The organism is Microbulbifer maximicatervae (SeqCode) (genome assembly GCF_052467385.1).
This window is the reverse complement of record NZ_CP174311.1, coordinates 1837308-1853494: the sequence shown is the minus strand read 5'-3', so window position 1 is coordinate 1853494 and position 16187 is coordinate 1837308. Positions and strand designations below refer to the sequence as shown.

Here is a 16187-nt window from a genome sequence, read left to right as displayed (position 1 = left end):
TGGAACCAAGTGGAATATTTATTGATAAATTGAGAGAAGTTTTATATATAAACTATGCTAGCGGATAAGATCATACCAATACTTAACTTCTATATTTCAATTATAGATTAGTATTTATTAAGATCTTTTCTGTTAACTCTTTAATTTGCCAGTATTAGTAATCAGCAAAACACCCTAAACCAATAAACTCTTAAGCCTTTGAGATTTATGTCAACTAGTTACTCTAAAGAATTAAATCGGCTTGCCCAACTTATGTGGGAGCAAGAAGCGGAGTTGGAGCTTAAGCCCCAGGAAGAGAAAGAAGCAGCCCCTGAAAAGTCCTCAGTCAACAACGCTCCTAATGACGTTTTTTGGGGCAAATGGAAAGGGCGATATATCGTGGTAATGCGCTATATATCTGGTAGAACAACCTCCAATGTTAAGCTCCCTAATATATATGCCGATGAGGCCGATGCCCGCTCTGCCGCCCTCGATATCATTCGAAAATTTCCAGAAGCATCTATTCGCTATCTTTCAGCTAAAGAACTGGCTGTTTACCTATAGCCAACCCTTAAGAGCTTTAGTTGTTGGTTTTTGAGCAGGGTGGCTGCACTGCAGAACCGCCCTCCCTCATATTATTTCTATAGGTCACACTATCGGCAATTAATGCTTTGATATAAATTGACGAACTTCCTCCACAAATACATTGGAGGCAGGCTCACGCCCCAGGAGTAAGTGACCGTCGCTATTGAGACCAACAAATCGAGCGCCAGGTATAGCAGAAGCAATTTCACAGCCCGTTTGAACAGGAATACGCTGGTCTCCTAGTGAATGGATCACTAAAGTGGGCACACTAATCTCTTTGAGCTTGTCCCGCACATCAATACTGCCAAAAACCGATAGGAAGCGGACAGCATTTTCCGGCGAAGTAGTCAGCCGCTGAAACTCATTAAACCACTCTAATTCGCTGGCATTCGCGCTTGGCATAAATGTCGTGGAAAAAATCTGCCGATAAGCAGGGTTATCCTGCCCCCAGCCCGTCGCTGTCAGGGTCATTACTGCTTCACGCTCTTTTATCGTGGCCTCACTGGCACCTATTCGCCAACCTGCGTGATAACCCCCAAACAAAATCAGCTGCCTAACACGCTCTGGGTGTCTTACTGCATATTCAATAGATACTGCCGCTCCTTGCGATATACCTAGCAAAGTAAAGTTATCAACTTCACAGGCATCGACGACTGTCTCAAGGTCTGTAACAAACGACTCAAAAGAGATATTTTCAACTTCCCAATCCGACAGGCCATTCCCACGCTCATCGTAACGAATAAACTGGTGGTCGACAGAAAGCTCCCGAAACAATGGACTCCATATCGGAGAGTCCCAGTCATGCTCTAAATGACTCAACCAGTTTGCGGCTTTAACTATAGGAAGCCCCTCTCCCATCTTGGCATAGGCAATACGCACACCATCGCTGGCCGTACAAAACTCAACCTTCTGTTGAGTTAGCAGTTTACGCCCCGTAGCTAAATCATCACCGGATTTCTGAACTACCGACTCACCAAGCCTGCAGGGCGACCATGTAATGCCTGCTTTGCGGAATCGGTCAGCAAGCCTTGTCCGTTCGAACTCCACTTCACCACTCAATCCCAATGAGCTCAACAAATGCAGTAACTGCGTTGCAGCGTTTGGGTTATAGGGCTCCAATGCCACCCAGCTGCGGGCCCAAGTTAACTGGTCCGGTATAGGAACGCCAGGGTGAGAGGACAAGCGGGACAGCACCCTCCCTTGCAATTGAACAATCTCTTGACGTTCAGACAGCAACCACCGTTGAAATAGTTCTTGATCGGGCAGATCGATCCCATCCAGGAAAGGCTCCTGCAGCTGTCGATGGATATCTTCCAGCTCTGCTGCCAGAACGCCGGGGGAATCAAGCTTAAGTGCTATTTCGGCAACATCAATACAAATGCCTTCCGTATCCAAGCTGACACGCTCTCTATCAGCAATGAGGCGCTCTATTTCTGGGTCGTTGACAATGGATCGAATTTTACTCAAAGACCAGCGCAGGGAGGCACGCGGATCATCGGGCAGCTCCCAAAATATCTCACATAAGCGATCTCTCCTGTGAGGTCTCGCAGCCAACAGTAAGAAAGCCAAAAGTGCTCGAGTTTTTCTTGAAGGTGGTAGATTAACTGGGCTGCCATCTCGGGAGACCAGCAGGTCGCCCAGCATTTGGATTGAGATTCCCATTGATAAGTTATTAACCCCTGAAATGTAAGGTACTAGCAGTTCTCAGAGAAAGGCGCCGGTGATTTTCTCAAGGATAATTGTTAGCTGCAAACACCGCTCGCGAAAGATGTGAAACCCTCTGCCAAAAACGCTTATTCCAAGATAGACAGCAATGAGAATACCAACGGCGCAGTGAAGCTTAAATCTGGCCAAGAAAGCACACTCCATTGGGCTTCTTTAGGGGTTAGAGTGGAATCGAAGAATTAGTCTGGCTCGATAGTCTTATCAGGAGATTCTGAAAATGCCCCAAATGGACCCCAGTGAAGGGCTAGATCCCCCAATATATAATGGGCATCTACAAGAAGTAGAGCAAACATATTGAGGAGCCGGACAACCGTATCGGAAAGGAGTTAAAAACCCATTTTCAAAATCAAAACCATGTCAGTATGGGTCTTATAGCCTAGGCCAATATTTGGAGCTTTGACTCACAAAAGGCCCTTAGAAACTCATACTAAAACAAACTTACGGAAGGGTTATCAATAAAGAATCGTATGAGCCAAAAGTAGAAGGGAGAGCGACTTCGCCAGGCTTACAACCTGTGAACACCCCGCCCAACTACCTAAAACACTTTGCAAATGCGCAAGCGCTACCTTACAAGTCTCAACTATCTGTCACTGTGCACAAAGATATCAAATCCCAGAGCCCTTGAAGTTCTATACAATCTAGAATCACTGTGATAATGCTCATACCACTTTCTAAATTGTGCATATTTCAGAAACTTAAACTCACCCTTATTGGGGTCAAAAAAGTAGCTTACCTTATCCGCAGATGGCTCAATGCGAAATGCCATCGCATGCCCCCACCCAGTACCTGCAGTTCTCAACATACAGTGGATGGTATTAGACTGCTGCTTGAAGCAATCTTTGGATTCAAGAGCATCAAAAGACGCAGCAAACTGATCTTTCAACGAAGGACTTTTCTTCTTCTGTGCAATACCGCTACCCGCCTGCCCAATATTGCGAAACCCCTGAGATTCCAAATATTGTTTAGTCTCCTTAATCATCTCAAAAGATGTGCTAGGCCTACCCTCAGTTCCATTTGCAAACTTAAATCGATACATAGAGGCAAATCTCTGAGCGACCACGGCTATTTTTGTATCATCAATACTGCCACCGGTAGTTAACGCATCCTGAAGCCCCGACTGAAGGGCTTTACTGACCCAGCTAACTGACAGAGCCTCACAAATCCCACCCTTGGTATGCGGATGCTTTTTGGTAATTTTTGAATAGCTTCCCTGACTGAACTTCCAGGTTAACTGCCCACCGTAATTGGACGCACTTGCATCACTATTCAGTAAACTTGGCATTTTTTATCCTCACATCACAACCGAATATTCGGCTTTATTTATATTATCCGGGCTTTATGCAAGCAATGTGCAAATTTAGTGATTAATTATTATTAGAAAAAATATCACCCGAACATTTCCTTTAAAAACCACGACAAAATTCAAAGAATGCACCTCAACCGATCAACTCATCACAAGAAAGTGACAAACAAAACACTGAGGTATCACCCACCTTTAAGAGAACCTTAAAATTAAAACGCAGCTTAGCAATGACTATATTAGTTTGAATGGTCGAAAATATAACGTTTTCAACATGCTATATTTTTACAGACTACAAGTCCACGATAAGCGATCAATGTCGCCATCAGGCAAAACAACCACAAAATAATTACTGTTATTTAAAATTCACTATAGGCAACAAGGTATTTCGGTTTACTTAAGGGGCCTCTGAATAGAGACTGGTTTTAAATATACTTATCAGTACAGCAATTTGACTAAACACCCAGTTAATTTTAAATCAACACATTGATTTAATTACCCTCGGTAAACAGGCACCAATCCGTACCTTTCGCTACACCGCATAACGTACTCAAAAGAGACATAAACAAACGATCAGAAGTAAGAATCAATGAACTTGGATCAAAAAGGCTAAAGAGCCACTACATCGTGGCTCTTTTTTGTCTCGGAGGGATATTGCTACTGTTGTGCTCCATACCCGCCAGGGGAAGTTTTAACCTAGGGCGGAAGGAGTAAATACTGGAAGCTCTGGAAGCAACATCAGTTACACGAGAGAATCTTAAGTATCCTGGCGAACCACTAAACTGCCAAAACCAATCAATAGGCCACCACTAAAACGCTGAACCCATCTTTGCATATTCCCACCAATGGAAGCCACTTTCCACTTCGACAACATAGTCGCAAGTGCCAGAAACCACAGGAATATTATTGATGCATGAAGTGAGACCAGCAGGAAAGCCTCATAGTAACTAGAGCTGCCAACTGAGATAAACTGCGGAAAGGCCGCGAGATAAAACATCGATACCTTGGGGTTAAGAATCTGGGTTAGAAAGCCCTCACCAAAATTTCGATACGAGCTCCCAGGAGCTGCTGTAATTGGTGACAATTCATCCCCTGTATCCTTCACGGACGATTTTGACAGCGTGGCTAATATCGTTTTCACACCCAAATAAACCAGGTAGGCAGCCCCAAGATATTTGATAATTGTATAAACCTCAGACGACTGCAATATAATCGCCGACAAGCCCAAAATTGAAATGGCACCATGGGCAAATGTTGCTGAAACCAGCCCAAAAATATTCTCTACTCCCGGCCTCAGCCCCCTACTAGCTACTGTTTTAAGAATCAGGACGCTGTTCGGCCCTGGTGAAATAACCAACAAAAGAGAGATTGCAGCAAATGCGAGGATTTCACTCATAACAATAAACACCTTAAAGAAAGCCAGTGGATAAGGGGTATATCTAAGGAGGTCTCCGAGCCAAGGGTTGGCTCGGACTAAGGTCAATACAGGTAAGTTGCCGTACCGGTAGCAATCAATTCATCCGTGTCGTTAATCAACTCCATTCTCGTTACAACCAGCTTGTTACCGGTGCGCAGAATTGAGCCATGGCAGAGAAAGTGTTCTCCCCTGCCCGGCTTTAGGTAGTCAACACGCATGTCGACCGTACCCAGCTTTAATAGGCGGTCCACTTTTTCTTTCCAGTGCACATCTCCCAGATGCTGGTAGGCGGCGACCATTGCGGTCAAACCACCAACCGTATCCAGGGCGGTGGCAATTACGCCACCGTGCAGGATGTTCTTCCACACATTGCCGATCAACTGTGGGTTCAGTTCAAAGCCTGCGGAAAGTGTGAGCGCCTCCAGGTCCAGGTCGCGCATCTCAAGTCCAATTTGTTGATTAAAAGGAATCTGCTCAAAAAACTCCTTTACCAACGCCTGAAACTCACTGGGTGAGGGTTCTGTCATAGGCGGGCAACCCGGTTGAGCCCATCCAGCGCAGCACTGCGATATGCCTCTGCCATGGTGGGGTAGTTAAAGGTGGTATTAACGAAATAATCGATTGAATTATTCGGTGCTGGCTGTTTCATAATGGCCTGGCCAATATGCACAATCTCAGCTGCCTCTGCCCCAAAGCAGTGAATGCCCAGGATTTCGTGAGTCTCGATATGGAACAAAATCTTGAGCATGCCTACGCGCTCACCAGAAATCTGCGCCCGCGCAGTGTGCTTGAACAGTGCGCGGCCCACTTCGTAGGGTACTTTGGCTGCGGTTAGCTCTGATTCGGTTTTACCTACAGAGGAAATCTCTGGAAGGGTATAAATCCCGGTAGGCGCATCTTCAATTACTCGATGGCCACGGCCCGCAATCGCTGCTGCAACCGCACGCCCCTGGTCATAAGAGGCACTGGCAAGGCTCGGCCACCCAATCACATCACCTACCGCAAAGATATTTTCAATTTCGGTACAGTAGTGATCGTCAACGCTCAATTGTCCGCGATGGTTCGCTTCCAGGCCGACATTCTCCAGGCCGAGGGAGCTGGTGTTGCCAGTACGGCCATTACACCAGAGCAGTGCATCCGCATGAATACGTTTGCCAGACTGCATCTCCATAATTACGCCCTGCTCATTGGGCAGTACCCGCGCATACTCCTCCTGGTGGCGAACAGTCACGCCCATATCGCGCAGGTGATAGCTCAGTGCATCAGAAATCTCATCATCAAGAAATTCCAGCAGGCTGTTACGGGTATTAATCAAATCCACCTTAACGCCGAGGCCAGCGAAGATAGACGCGTATTCACAGCCGATAACACCAGCACCATAGATCATAATGGAGTGAGGGGTGTGCTGCATGTCCAGGATCATATCGCTGTCGTAGACCCGTTCGTGATCAAAGTCTACATCGGCGGGGCGATAAGGGCGTGAGCCAGTAGCAATAATAAATTTCTTCGCTGTAATAGTTTCCGCCGCACCATCGGGCATAAGCACCTCGACAGTATGTTCATCGCGGAACTTAGCTTCGCCGACGATCAGCTCAACCCGGTTGCGGGCATAAAATGAAGTGTGCATTTCCACCTGATAGGAAATGACTTTATTCACCGTCTGCATTACCTGGGGGAAAGTAAGGCGGCGGGGTTCACCCAATGCGCGAAAAACGCTCTGGGTGTTATAACGCATCAACTGTTTGACAGAGTGGCGCAGCGCCTTGGAGGGAATGGTACCTTTGTGAGTACAATTACCACCAACCACTTGGCGCTTTTCAATAACCGCAACGCGCATGCCCTTTTTTGCTGCGCTCATTGCGGCGGCCTCTCCAGCCGGGCCAGAACCAATTACTACCAGGTCAAACTTTTGCTCTGCCATTAAATGCTCTAATTCTATTTTCCAAACGGAGTCCACAGCGCGCTAACACCATTTACTCAATACTAAATATACGGTTATCGACACCACTTGTGCCAATGACATAAAACAACAAGCCCGTTGATCACGGGCTTGTTGGAGAAGGAAAGCTTACTTGCGTTTAGATGCGTCGTAAGCGAGATCTTCGGCAGTCATCTGCTGCTGTCTTTGCCTCTCCTGTTCCTTTTCACACTCATCGTCATCGCCACCACAGACTGTGCAATCCTGCTTCATGCCGATATTGTTGAGCCCGCCACAAGTTCCTTTTAACGGTTTGTTCTGAACCATGGCCCCGATCGCCATACCGGCAACAACGAGCAACATGGCCACAAAGGCAAATATGAAAATTGTCACTTCTCAGACCTCTCTACATAAGGTTTAAAGCCAGAGCTAGAACGCTCTTCGAAACCTGAATCAGTTTTCACCACCATAAAGACGGCTAGATTATCTCTTTCTGCCAGCGCCATGCCGGCATCAGCACCGAGGACATTGATCGCGGTAGCCAGACCATCGGCTTCAGCACAGGTTTCCGCAATAACGGTTACCGATGCCAACTTGTGCTTGATGGACCGCCCGGAGCGTGGGTCAATGCTATGGGAGTAACGAACACCATCCCTTTCGTAGTAGTTGCGATAGTCTCCACTCGTAGCTACTGCCTTCCCACTCACCGCAATTGGCTCCTGCACCATCTGACCTGCCACGCTGGGTACTTCAATGCCAATTACCCAGGTCTTACCCTTTGGATTCACACCCTTAGTTCGCAGTTCACCGCCAATTTCGACCAAGTAGTTTCGAATACCCAGGTCTTCCAATAGCTCGGCAACCCGATCAACGCCATGGCCCTTGGCAATCGCTGAAAGATCCACCTCAACGGGGCGGCTCTTGATAACAGTGTCTGGCTTACGGGTCAGGGTTAACGCATCGGAACCGACGACGGTTAGCAGATCGGCAATGTCTTTATCTGAGGGGATATGCTCCGGTTCGGGCTGGGGACCAAAACCCCACAAGTTGACCAGAGGGCCGACCGTCACCTCGAAAGCGCCCTCACTGCGGCGATAAATATCCAGGGACATTTCCAGTACATCTGCCAAGTGTTGGCTAACCGGGATCGCCTGCCCTACCGGGCTTTGGTTAAAGCGCATTAACTCAGAGTCGTCGATATAGGTCGACATCTCCTGGTTGACCTGCTGCAACTCATCGTCGATCAACTGCTGCAACTCACCCTGCTCCAGCCCAGAGGGCACCTGAACGACGGTGATGTGATAGCTGGTTCCCATGGTGCGGCCAGCCAACTGCCAGGACTCCGGCGAAGGAGCGCAAGCCGATAAAATTACAGCCGCCCAAAGCAAAAACAGGGCCGTAAAGACGGGCCCTGTTTTTGAGTTTGTCGGGCCTGTGATTGCTTTTAGCAAGCTAAGCCCTCCAATTATCCGCCGAAGTCATCCAGCAGGATATTTTCATCTTCTACACCCAAGTCCTTGAGCATATTGATGACTGCCGCGTTCATCATGGGCGGCCCACACATGTAGTACTCACAATCTTCCGGAGCCGGGTGGTCCTTCAGGTAGTTTTCATATACCACGTTGTGGATGAATCCGGTGTAACCCGTCCAATTGTCTTCCGGCTGTGGGTCGGACAGAGCCACATGCCACTGGAAGTTATCGAACTCGGAAGCCAGACCGTTGTAGTCATCTTCGTAGAACATCTCGCGCAGGGAGCGCGCACCGTACCAGAAGCTGATCTTACGGGTGGAATTCAGGCGCTTGAGCTGATCAAAGATGTGTGAACGCATTGGCGCCATACCGGCACCACCACCGATAAATACCATCTCGTTGTCAGTTTCCTTGGCGAAGAACTCACCAAAGGGACCGTACACCTTAATCTTGTCACCTGCCTTCAGGCTGAAAACGTAGGAAGACATCTGACCCGGCGGAATGCCCTCAGTACGGGGCGGCGGAGTCGCGATACGGATGTTGAACTTAACAACACCTTTCTCTTCCGGGTAGTTAGCCATGGAGTAAGCGCGAACCACAGGCTCGGTCACTTTGGACTCCAGCTTGAAGAAGCCAAAGTGCTCCCAGTCGCCACGGTACTGCTCTTCGACATCGAAGTCAGCAAACTTGACATGGTGAGCCGGAGCTTCCAGCTGTACGTAACCACCAGCGCGGAAGTCAACGTTTTCACCTTCGGGCAGACGCAGGGTCAGCTCCTTAATAAAGGTGGCCACGTTCGGGTTGGATTCCACAGTGCACTCCCACTGCTTAACACCAAACACCTCTTCCGGCACTTCGATTTCCATGTCTTGCTTAACCGCAACCTGACAGGAAAGACGCTTGCCTTCTTTTGCATCGCGCGGGGTAAAGTGAGCCGCTTCAGTCGGCAGCATATCGCCACCACCGGAATTCACCTTACAGATACACTGCGCACAGCTGCCGCCGCCACCACAGGCGGAGGCCAGGAACAGGTTGTTGGCAGCCAGGGTTTGCAGCAGCTTGCCGCCGGCCGGTACGGTGAGAGTCTTCTCACCGTTAACCAGGATGTTGACGTTGCCGGTGTTTACCAGGCGCGAGCGGGCCGCAAGGATCACCGCTACCAGCGCCAATACGATGACGGTAAACATCGCTACGCCGAGGATAATTTCAATACTCATTCTATTGTTTTCCCCGCTTAGATATCGATGCCGCCGAAGGACATGAAGCCCAGGGACATCAGACCAACAGTTACGAAGGTGATACCCAGACCTTTCAGACCATCCGGAACGTCACTGTACTTCAGCTTTTCACGAATACCGGCCAGAGCGGTAATCGCCAGTGCCCAGCCGAGGCCGGCACCGAAGCCATAGGCAACACTCTCGCCAAACGCGTACTCGCGCTCGACCATGAACAAGGAAGCACCCATGATGGCGCAGTTCACGGTAATCAGCGGCAGGAATACACCCAGCGCGTTGTAGAGAGCCGGTACATATTTATCCAGGAACATCTCCAGGATCTGTACCAGTGCCGCAATTACGCCGATGTAGGACAACAGGCCGAGGAAGCTCAGGTCCACGTCGGGGTAACCGGCCCATGCCAGTGCACCGTCTTTCAGCAGGTAGGTGTAGATCAGGTTGTTCACCGGTACTGTCAGAGTCAGCACCACGATAACCGCAACACCCAGGCCAATAGCGGCCTCGATCTTCTTCGATACCGCCAGGAAGGTACACATACCGAGGAAGAAGGCCAGCGCCATGTTTTCAACGAAAACGGCGCGGATAATCAAAGAAATATAATGTTCCACGGATTAGGCCTCCTGCGCTTGGGAATTAGGCGCAATCTTGAACTCATCTTCTTCCACCTGTGCCGGTTTCCAGGCACGGATCGCCCAGATGAACAGGCCGATCAGGAAGAATGCACTCGGCGGCAACAGCAGCAGGCCGTTGGGGATATACCAACCGCCGTTGCTCACGGTAGTCAGGATATCTACACCGAACAGTTTGCCGGCGCCGAAGAGTTCACGAACCACCGCGAGACCGATCAGGATCACACTGTATCCCAGACCGTTACCAAGACCGTCGAAGAAGCTGGGCAGCGGCGGGTTCTTCATAGCGAAGGCTTCCGCACGGCCCATTACGATACAGTTGGTAATGATCAGACCAACGAATACAGACAGCTGCTTGGAGATGTCGTAAGCCAGGGCCTTGATCAGCTGGTCTACCAGGATTACCAAAGAGGCAATCACGGTCATCTGTACAATGATACGGATGCTGTTCGGGATCTGTTTGCGGATCAGGGATACCGCAACGTTGGAACAGGCCACAACCGAGGTCAGTGCGATACACATTACCAGGGTAACCTGCAGCGAGCTGGTAACAGCCAGTGCAGAACAGATACCCAGGATCTGCAGCGCGATCGGGTTGTTGTTAAAAATCGGCTCTAGCAGAGTATCTTTAATTTTCATGCTTATGCCTCCCCTGCTTTCAGGTTTTTCAGGAAGGGTCCATAACCCTGGTTACCCAACCAGAAGTTCACCAGGTTGCTAACGCCCTTACTGGTCAGAGTTGCACCAGACAGACCATCTACTTCGTGAATCGCGTCTGGGCTGTTGGGGTTAACCTGACCCTTAATCACTGCGATATCCACGTCGCCCTGGTTGTTGAAGACTTTCTTACCAATCCACTGAGCTTTCCAGTTGGGGTTGTCAACTTCACCACCCAGTCCCGGAGTTTCCTTGTGCTCGTAGAAGCCGAGGCCCGCTACGGTGTCGAGGTTGCTCTCCAGAGCGAGGAAGCCGTACAGGGTGCCCCACAGGCCATAACCGCGAATCGGTAGAATGATCTTGTCCAGCTTGCCGTCTTTCTCTACCAGATATACCTCTTTGGTATTTTCCCGGCGGATAATTTTGGCAGTATCCTCTTTAGCCGGCAGTTTTTCACTGTCAGACGGGATCTTGGCAGCAGCGCGACCGCTGCCACCAGCCGGAGCCTGATCGGTAAACTTACCGGTATTCAGGTCGACGTATTTGATTTTCACGTCGGCGAAGGCCTTTTCGACTTCCGCTTTATCAGCGTGAGAGTCTTTCAACAGGCCGCCAGCCATCAGTACGTTGCGCTTCATGTCCAGCTCGGCATTCGCCTGCTGGGCAGGCTTCAGCATTACCGCAGCGGTGGATACCACTACGGAGCACACCAGGCACATTACCAGCGCGACAATCAGAGTACCGGTTACGGAATCTTTATTAGCCACGTGCCAACCTCCGTTTGATATTGGACTGCACCACAAAGTGGTCAAACAGCGGAGCGAACAGGTTGGCGAACAGGATCGCCAGCATCATGCCTTCCGGGAAGGCCGGGTTCACCACACGAATCAGGACAACCATCACCCCGATCAGGATGCCGTACCACCAGCGACCAGTGTTGGTCATCGCAGCGGATACAGGGTCCGTAGTCATAAAGATCAGACCGAAGGCAAAACCGCCCACTACCAGGTGCCAGTACCAGGGTACATGGAACATCGGGTTGCTAGCGTCGGTAGCAATCATGTTGAACATGAAGGAAGTGGCCATCATACCCAGCAGAGTGCCGGCTACGATGCGCCAGCTGGCGATCTTCATGCCCATCAGGATTACGCCGGCAATCAGGATAGCCAGGGTAGAAGTTTCACCAATGGAACCATGGATCTGACCGAAGAAAGCGTCAAACCAGGTTACCTGGCCAACAGCAGCATTGACGATACCGTTCTGGATACCTTCACTGGCCATAACAGACAGCGCAGTAGCACCGGTATAACCGTCAACCGCAGTCCAAACCGCATCTCCAGACATTGCTGCCGGATAGGCAAAGAATACGAAGGCACGGCCGGTAAGAGCCGGGTTGAGGAAGTTCTTGCCGGTACCACCGAATACTTCCTTACCGATAACCACACCGAAGCTGATGCCCATAGCCACCATCCACAGAGGCAGATCCGGCGGACAGGTCAATGCGAACAGGATGGAGGTTACAAAGAAGCCTTCGTTGACTTCGTGACCGCGCACCGCAGCAAACAGGACTTCCCAGATACCGCCCACAATAAAAGTGACCGCATAAATAGGCAGGAAGTACATAGCGCCGTAGACAAAGTTGTCCCACAGGCTAGCTGGGTTGTAGGAAGTCAGAGCGCCGATAATGGCGTGACGCCAGCCGGACAGATCCGGGTTGGTCATACCTTCCAGAATGGTGTTGGACTGGAAACCGATATTCCACATACCGTAGAACGCCGGGATCATGGCACAAGCCCAAACGGTGATCATAATACGCTTCAGGTCGATACCGTCGCGCACGTGAGCAGTGGTTTTGGTCTTGTCTGCCGGCTGGAACAGACCGGTGTCAATCGCTTCAAACAGGGCGTAGAACTTTTCGAACTTACCGCCTTTGTGAAACTTGGGTTCGATCGAATCGAGGAATTTACGCAACATACTTACCCCTCCTTCTCAATACGGGTCAGGTTGTCCCGCAAAATGGGGCCGTACTCGTACTTGCCCGGACACACAAAGGTGCACAACGCCAGATCTTCTTCGTCCAGCTCCAGTGCACCCAGCTTCTGAGCCATTGCAGTATCGCCAACGATCAGGGAGCGCAGCAACTGAGTGGGTAGTACATCCAGCGGCATGACTTTCTCATAACTACCGACGGGTACCATGGCACGCTCAGAACCGTTGGTGCTGGTGGTGAAGTTGAACAGCTTGTTCTTCACCAGGCGCGACAGATAAATCGGGAATACAGAGAAACGCTTATTACCCGCACGCAGATAGTGCAGGAACGGACGCTCATCGCCCTCTTCCAGTACAGAAATCTGGTTGTGGTAGCGACCCAGGTAAGCCATCGGGCCAGCAGCGGTGCGGCCACCAAATACAGAGCCGGAGATGATGCGATCGTTATCGCCTTTCAGCTCATCAGAAGTCAGGGTTTCCAGACTGGCACCGAGGCGGGTGCGCAGCAGACGCGGCTGCTTGACCTGAGGGCCTGCCAGGGAAACGACACGATCGGTAAACAGCTTACCGGTGGTAAACAGTTTGCCTACAGCGATCACATCCTGGTAATTAATGGTAAATACACTGCGGTTGCCAGAAACTGGCTTCAGGTAGTGGATGTGGGTACCGGACAGACCTGCCGGATGGGGCCCGGCAAAGGTTTCGCGGCGAATATTCGCTGCGTTCGGTACTGGAATATCCGTATCTGGAGCAGTACAGACGTAAGTGGTTTCTGCCAGTTTGGAAAGAATCTCAACGCCCTGGGAGAAGGCTTTGGGATTCTCAGCAATCACTACTTCTGGATTGGCTGCCAGAGGGTTGGTGTCCATCGCATTGATAAACACAGCTACCGGCTCAGCGTCCAGGGCGGGAACGCGGCTGAACGGGCGGGTGCGCAGTGCGGTCCACATGCCGGACTCAACCAGGTTTTCAACGACCTGTTCGCGAGTCAGACCAGACAGTTTATCTGCGCTGTAGCTTTGGAACTGTTCCGCTGCATCGCCGTCTATGCCAATCACGACGGATTGCAGAACACGACGAGCGCCACGGTTAATCGCAACAACACGACCGGCAGCAGGCGCTGTGTAGCGCACGCCTTCAGTTTTTTTGTCGCTAAACAACAGCTGACCAAGATTGACGCGATCCCCTACAGCCACTGCCATTGTCGGCTTCATCCCGTGATAATCGGGGCCGAGAACAGCAACGGTCTTGATCGCAGGTCCTTTTTGAATGACCTGCTCGGGCGCGCCGGATATGGGTAAGTCCAATCCCCGACGGATCTTTCTCATACGCCTATGCCTAAGTTTCTAGTTTAAAAAAATTGCAATAGGACCCACCGTCCCATGCCTGGGATGACGGGTCCTATTGTGGAATTCCGTGCTGCGAGGGCTTATGCCGTATCACCCGTGAACCGGGAGGAAGGAAGCTGACTAATTGGTTGTGCGCGCTAACTTCTCGGCGCACGGCCGCCCCGCAAAATCGCGCGCATTATAAAGACGGGCCAGAGTCATTACCAGCCTGGAAAGTCGTTAAGTGGCACTAAGATCGGAAATTTCTGTTGAAAAAACAGGGATTTGGGGAGGCATGGCGCGGCGACTGGGACAGTCGCCGGAACCCCGCAGTCGGCTCTGGGTACCGACTGCGGCAAGGAGGCTTGACGCCTTAGTCTTCTTTGGGGAACTGCTTATAACGAACGCCAGCCATATCTTCCAGGCAGCGAACTACCTGACAGCTATAACCAAACTCGTTGTCATACCAGCAGTAGAGCACAGCGTTCTTGCCATCCACGATAGTCGCAGTGGAATCGAATACGCAGGCAACGCGGGAGCCAACAAAATCGCTGGACACCACTTCCGGGGAGTTGGTGAAATCGATCTGCTGACGCAGCGGCGAGTGCAGTGCCACATCGCGCATATATTCGTTCAGCTCTTCCTTGGTGGTCTCTTTACCCAGGTTCAGGTTAAGGATCGCCATGGAAACATTAGGGGTCGGAACGCGAATTGCGTTGCCGGTGAGCTTACCTTTCAACTCGGGCAGCGCTTTGGCAACCGCCTTGGCAGCACCAGTTTCAGTCAGAACCATATTCAGCGCTGCTGCGCGACCGCGACGCTCACCTTTGTGGTAGTTGTCGATCAGGTTCTGGTCGTTGGTGTAGGCGTGTACGGTTTCTACGTGGCCGTGCTCAACGCCGTAGCCATCCATCATCGCTTTCAGGACAGGCACGATGGCGTTAGTGGTACAGGAAGCGGCGGACAGTACCTTGTCTTCCGGCTTGATGTCGCTGCTGTTGATACCGTAAACGATATTCTTGATATCGCCCTTGCCCGGTGCAGTCAGCAGCACCTTGGAAGCGCCTGGGCTCTGCAGGTGCTGGCTCAGACCTTCTTCATCGCGCCATACACCGGTGCTGTCAACGATAATCGCATCGTCGATACCGTGCTGGGTGTAATCCACTTCCTGAGGGGAGTTGGCGTAGATGATCTTGATTTCGTTACCGTTACAGATCAGGGAGTTGGTCTCCTCGTCCACACGGATAGTGCCCTGGAAGGCGCCATGTACGGAGTCGCGGCGCAGCAGAGAAGCGCGCTTCACCAAGTCGTTGGGGGCCTTGCCCTTGCGCAGTACGATAGCGCGCAGACGCAGAACATCACCACTACCAGCCTTGTCGATCAGCAGGCGGGCAACCAGACGGCCGATACGACCAAAACCGTAGATCACAACATCTTTGGATTCGGGCAGAGGCTTGCCGGCACCCGCTGCGTCGGACAGCTCTTCACGTACAAACTCGTCCACAGACAAGCCGCGATCGTCGCGCATGTACTTGTTGGTCATGGTTCCCAGGTCGATATGTACGGGACCCAGCTCCATCTTGCAGATGGCTTCCAATACAGGGAAGGTTTCAAACTCGGAGAGTTCATTTTCCTCAACCTGACGCACGAAACGGTGCGCTTTCATAATGCTCAGAACTGAGCGATTAACCAGGTTGCGGCCGTACATATAAATACCGACGTTGCTCTCACGGTTGAGCTTTCCAATCATCGGGATCATGGATTCAGCCAGTGCTTCACGCTGTTTCCAGTCCTTGAAAAAGTCCGCGGGCTTCGGTCGCTTCTGAGTCACTATCGGACACCTCTGCAATGTATTTAGTAGGCAAGAAATACGGCCTTGAAACCACTCAGGACCGCATGGCTGCGCATTATAGTGTTCGCTTTACACTGCGCAACTGAGCAAAAAAGAGCCAA

15 protein-coding genes are annotated in these 16187 nt (G+C 50.7%); 1 reads left to right on the top strand and 14 read right to left on the bottom strand.

What is annotated here, in order from left to right; all coding sequences use genetic code 11:
* Positions 1 to 207 precede the first annotated feature (207 nt).
* The gene (locus ACJJIR_RS08030; RefSeq protein WP_413662424.1) at positions 208 to 543 is read left to right on the top strand and encodes a hypothetical protein; all 336 of its coding nucleotides are present in this window, start codon (positions 208 to 210) and stop codon (positions 541 to 543) included.
* A 99-nt stretch (positions 544 to 642) separates the two neighbouring features.
* Here the strand turns inward: ACJJIR_RS08030 and ACJJIR_RS08025 are convergent, their stop codons facing one another.
* From ACJJIR_RS08025 to ACJJIR_RS07960, 14 genes are all read right to left on the bottom strand, one after another.
* Positions 643 to 2226, bottom strand: coding sequence for a bifunctional AfsR/SARP family transcriptional regulator/alpha/beta hydrolase (locus ACJJIR_RS08025; RefSeq protein ID WP_444907937.1), 1584 nt, complete (start codon positions 2224 to 2226; stop codon positions 643 to 645).
* A gap of 643 nt (positions 2227 to 2869) precedes the next feature.
* Entirely contained in the window at positions 2870 to 3571 is a 702-nt protein-coding gene (locus ACJJIR_RS08020; RefSeq protein ID WP_444907936.1) for a YopT-type cysteine protease domain-containing protein, read from the bottom strand.
* Between the two features lie 775 nt (positions 3572 to 4346).
* On the bottom strand, positions 4347 to 4985 hold the full coding sequence (locus tag ACJJIR_RS08015; RefSeq protein WP_444907935.1) for a LysE family translocator: 639 nt from the start codon (positions 4983 to 4985) through the stop codon (positions 4347 to 4349).
* An 83-nt stretch (positions 4986 to 5068) separates the two neighbouring features.
* The gene (locus ACJJIR_RS08010) at positions 5069 to 5533 is read right to left on the bottom strand and encodes a thioesterase family protein (protein WP_282932335.1); all 465 of its coding nucleotides are present in this window, start codon (positions 5531 to 5533) and stop codon (positions 5069 to 5071) included.
* A complete protein-coding gene (gene sthA, locus ACJJIR_RS08005) occupies positions 5530 to 6927 on the bottom strand; it encodes a Si-specific NAD(P)(+) transhydrogenase (protein ID WP_108733649.1) in 1398 nt (465 codons plus the stop codon). The genes ACJJIR_RS08010 and sthA overlap by 4 nt, the downstream gene beginning before the upstream one ends.
* Positions 6928 to 7074: 147 nt before the next feature.
* Positions 7075 to 7317, bottom strand: a complete 243-nt coding sequence (nqrM, locus tag ACJJIR_RS08000; RefSeq protein WP_282932334.1) for a (Na+)-NQR maturation NqrM — start codon at positions 7315 to 7317, stop codon at positions 7075 to 7077.
* Complete coding sequence (locus ACJJIR_RS07995) at positions 7314 to 8375, bottom strand: FAD:protein FMN transferase (RefSeq protein ID WP_282932333.1); 1062 nt, start codon at positions 8373 to 8375, stop codon at positions 7314 to 7316. The genes nqrM and ACJJIR_RS07995 overlap by 4 nt, the downstream gene beginning before the upstream one ends.
* Before the next feature lie 14 nt (positions 8376 to 8389).
* Complete coding sequence (gene nqrF / locus ACJJIR_RS07990; protein WP_108733652.1) at positions 8390 to 9613, bottom strand: NADH:ubiquinone reductase (Na(+)-transporting) subunit F; 1224 nt, start codon at positions 9611 to 9613, stop codon at positions 8390 to 8392.
* Between the two features lie 17 nt (positions 9614 to 9630).
* Complete coding sequence (gene nqrE / locus ACJJIR_RS07985; RefSeq protein WP_370452159.1) at positions 9631 to 10191, bottom strand: NADH:ubiquinone reductase (Na(+)-transporting) subunit E; 561 nt, start codon at positions 10189 to 10191, stop codon at positions 9631 to 9633.
* A 51-nt stretch (positions 10192 to 10242) separates the two neighbouring features.
* Positions 10243 to 10899: an NADH:ubiquinone reductase (Na(+)-transporting) subunit D gene (locus ACJJIR_RS07980; protein WP_282932331.1), complete on the bottom strand. Its 657-nt coding sequence runs from the start codon at positions 10897 to 10899 to the stop codon at positions 10243 to 10245.
* A 2-nt stretch (positions 10900 to 10901) separates the two neighbouring features.
* On the bottom strand, positions 10902 to 11684 hold the full coding sequence (locus ACJJIR_RS07975; RefSeq protein WP_444907934.1) for a Na(+)-translocating NADH-quinone reductase subunit C: 783 nt from the start codon (positions 11682 to 11684) through the stop codon (positions 10902 to 10904).
* Positions 11677 to 12891 carry an NADH:ubiquinone reductase (Na(+)-transporting) subunit B gene (locus ACJJIR_RS07970; RefSeq protein ID WP_444907933.1) on the bottom strand — a complete coding sequence of 405 codons (1215 nt, stop codon included), beginning with the start codon at positions 12889 to 12891 and terminating at the stop codon, positions 11677 to 11679. The genes ACJJIR_RS07975 and ACJJIR_RS07970 overlap by 8 nt, the downstream gene beginning before the upstream one ends.
* Positions 12892 to 12893: 2 nt before the next feature.
* Positions 12894 to 14234 (bottom strand): Na(+)-translocating NADH-quinone reductase subunit A, encoded by a 1341-nt coding sequence (locus tag ACJJIR_RS07965; protein WP_282932329.1) that lies wholly within the window; start codon positions 14232 to 14234, stop codon positions 12894 to 12896.
* 373 nt (positions 14235 to 14607) lie between these two features.
* Positions 14608 to 15993: a glyceraldehyde-3-phosphate dehydrogenase gene (locus tag ACJJIR_RS07960; RefSeq protein ID WP_444908411.1), complete on the bottom strand. Its 1386-nt coding sequence runs from the start codon at positions 15991 to 15993 to the stop codon at positions 14608 to 14610.
* Between the last annotated feature and the right edge of the window lie 194 nt (positions 15994 to 16187).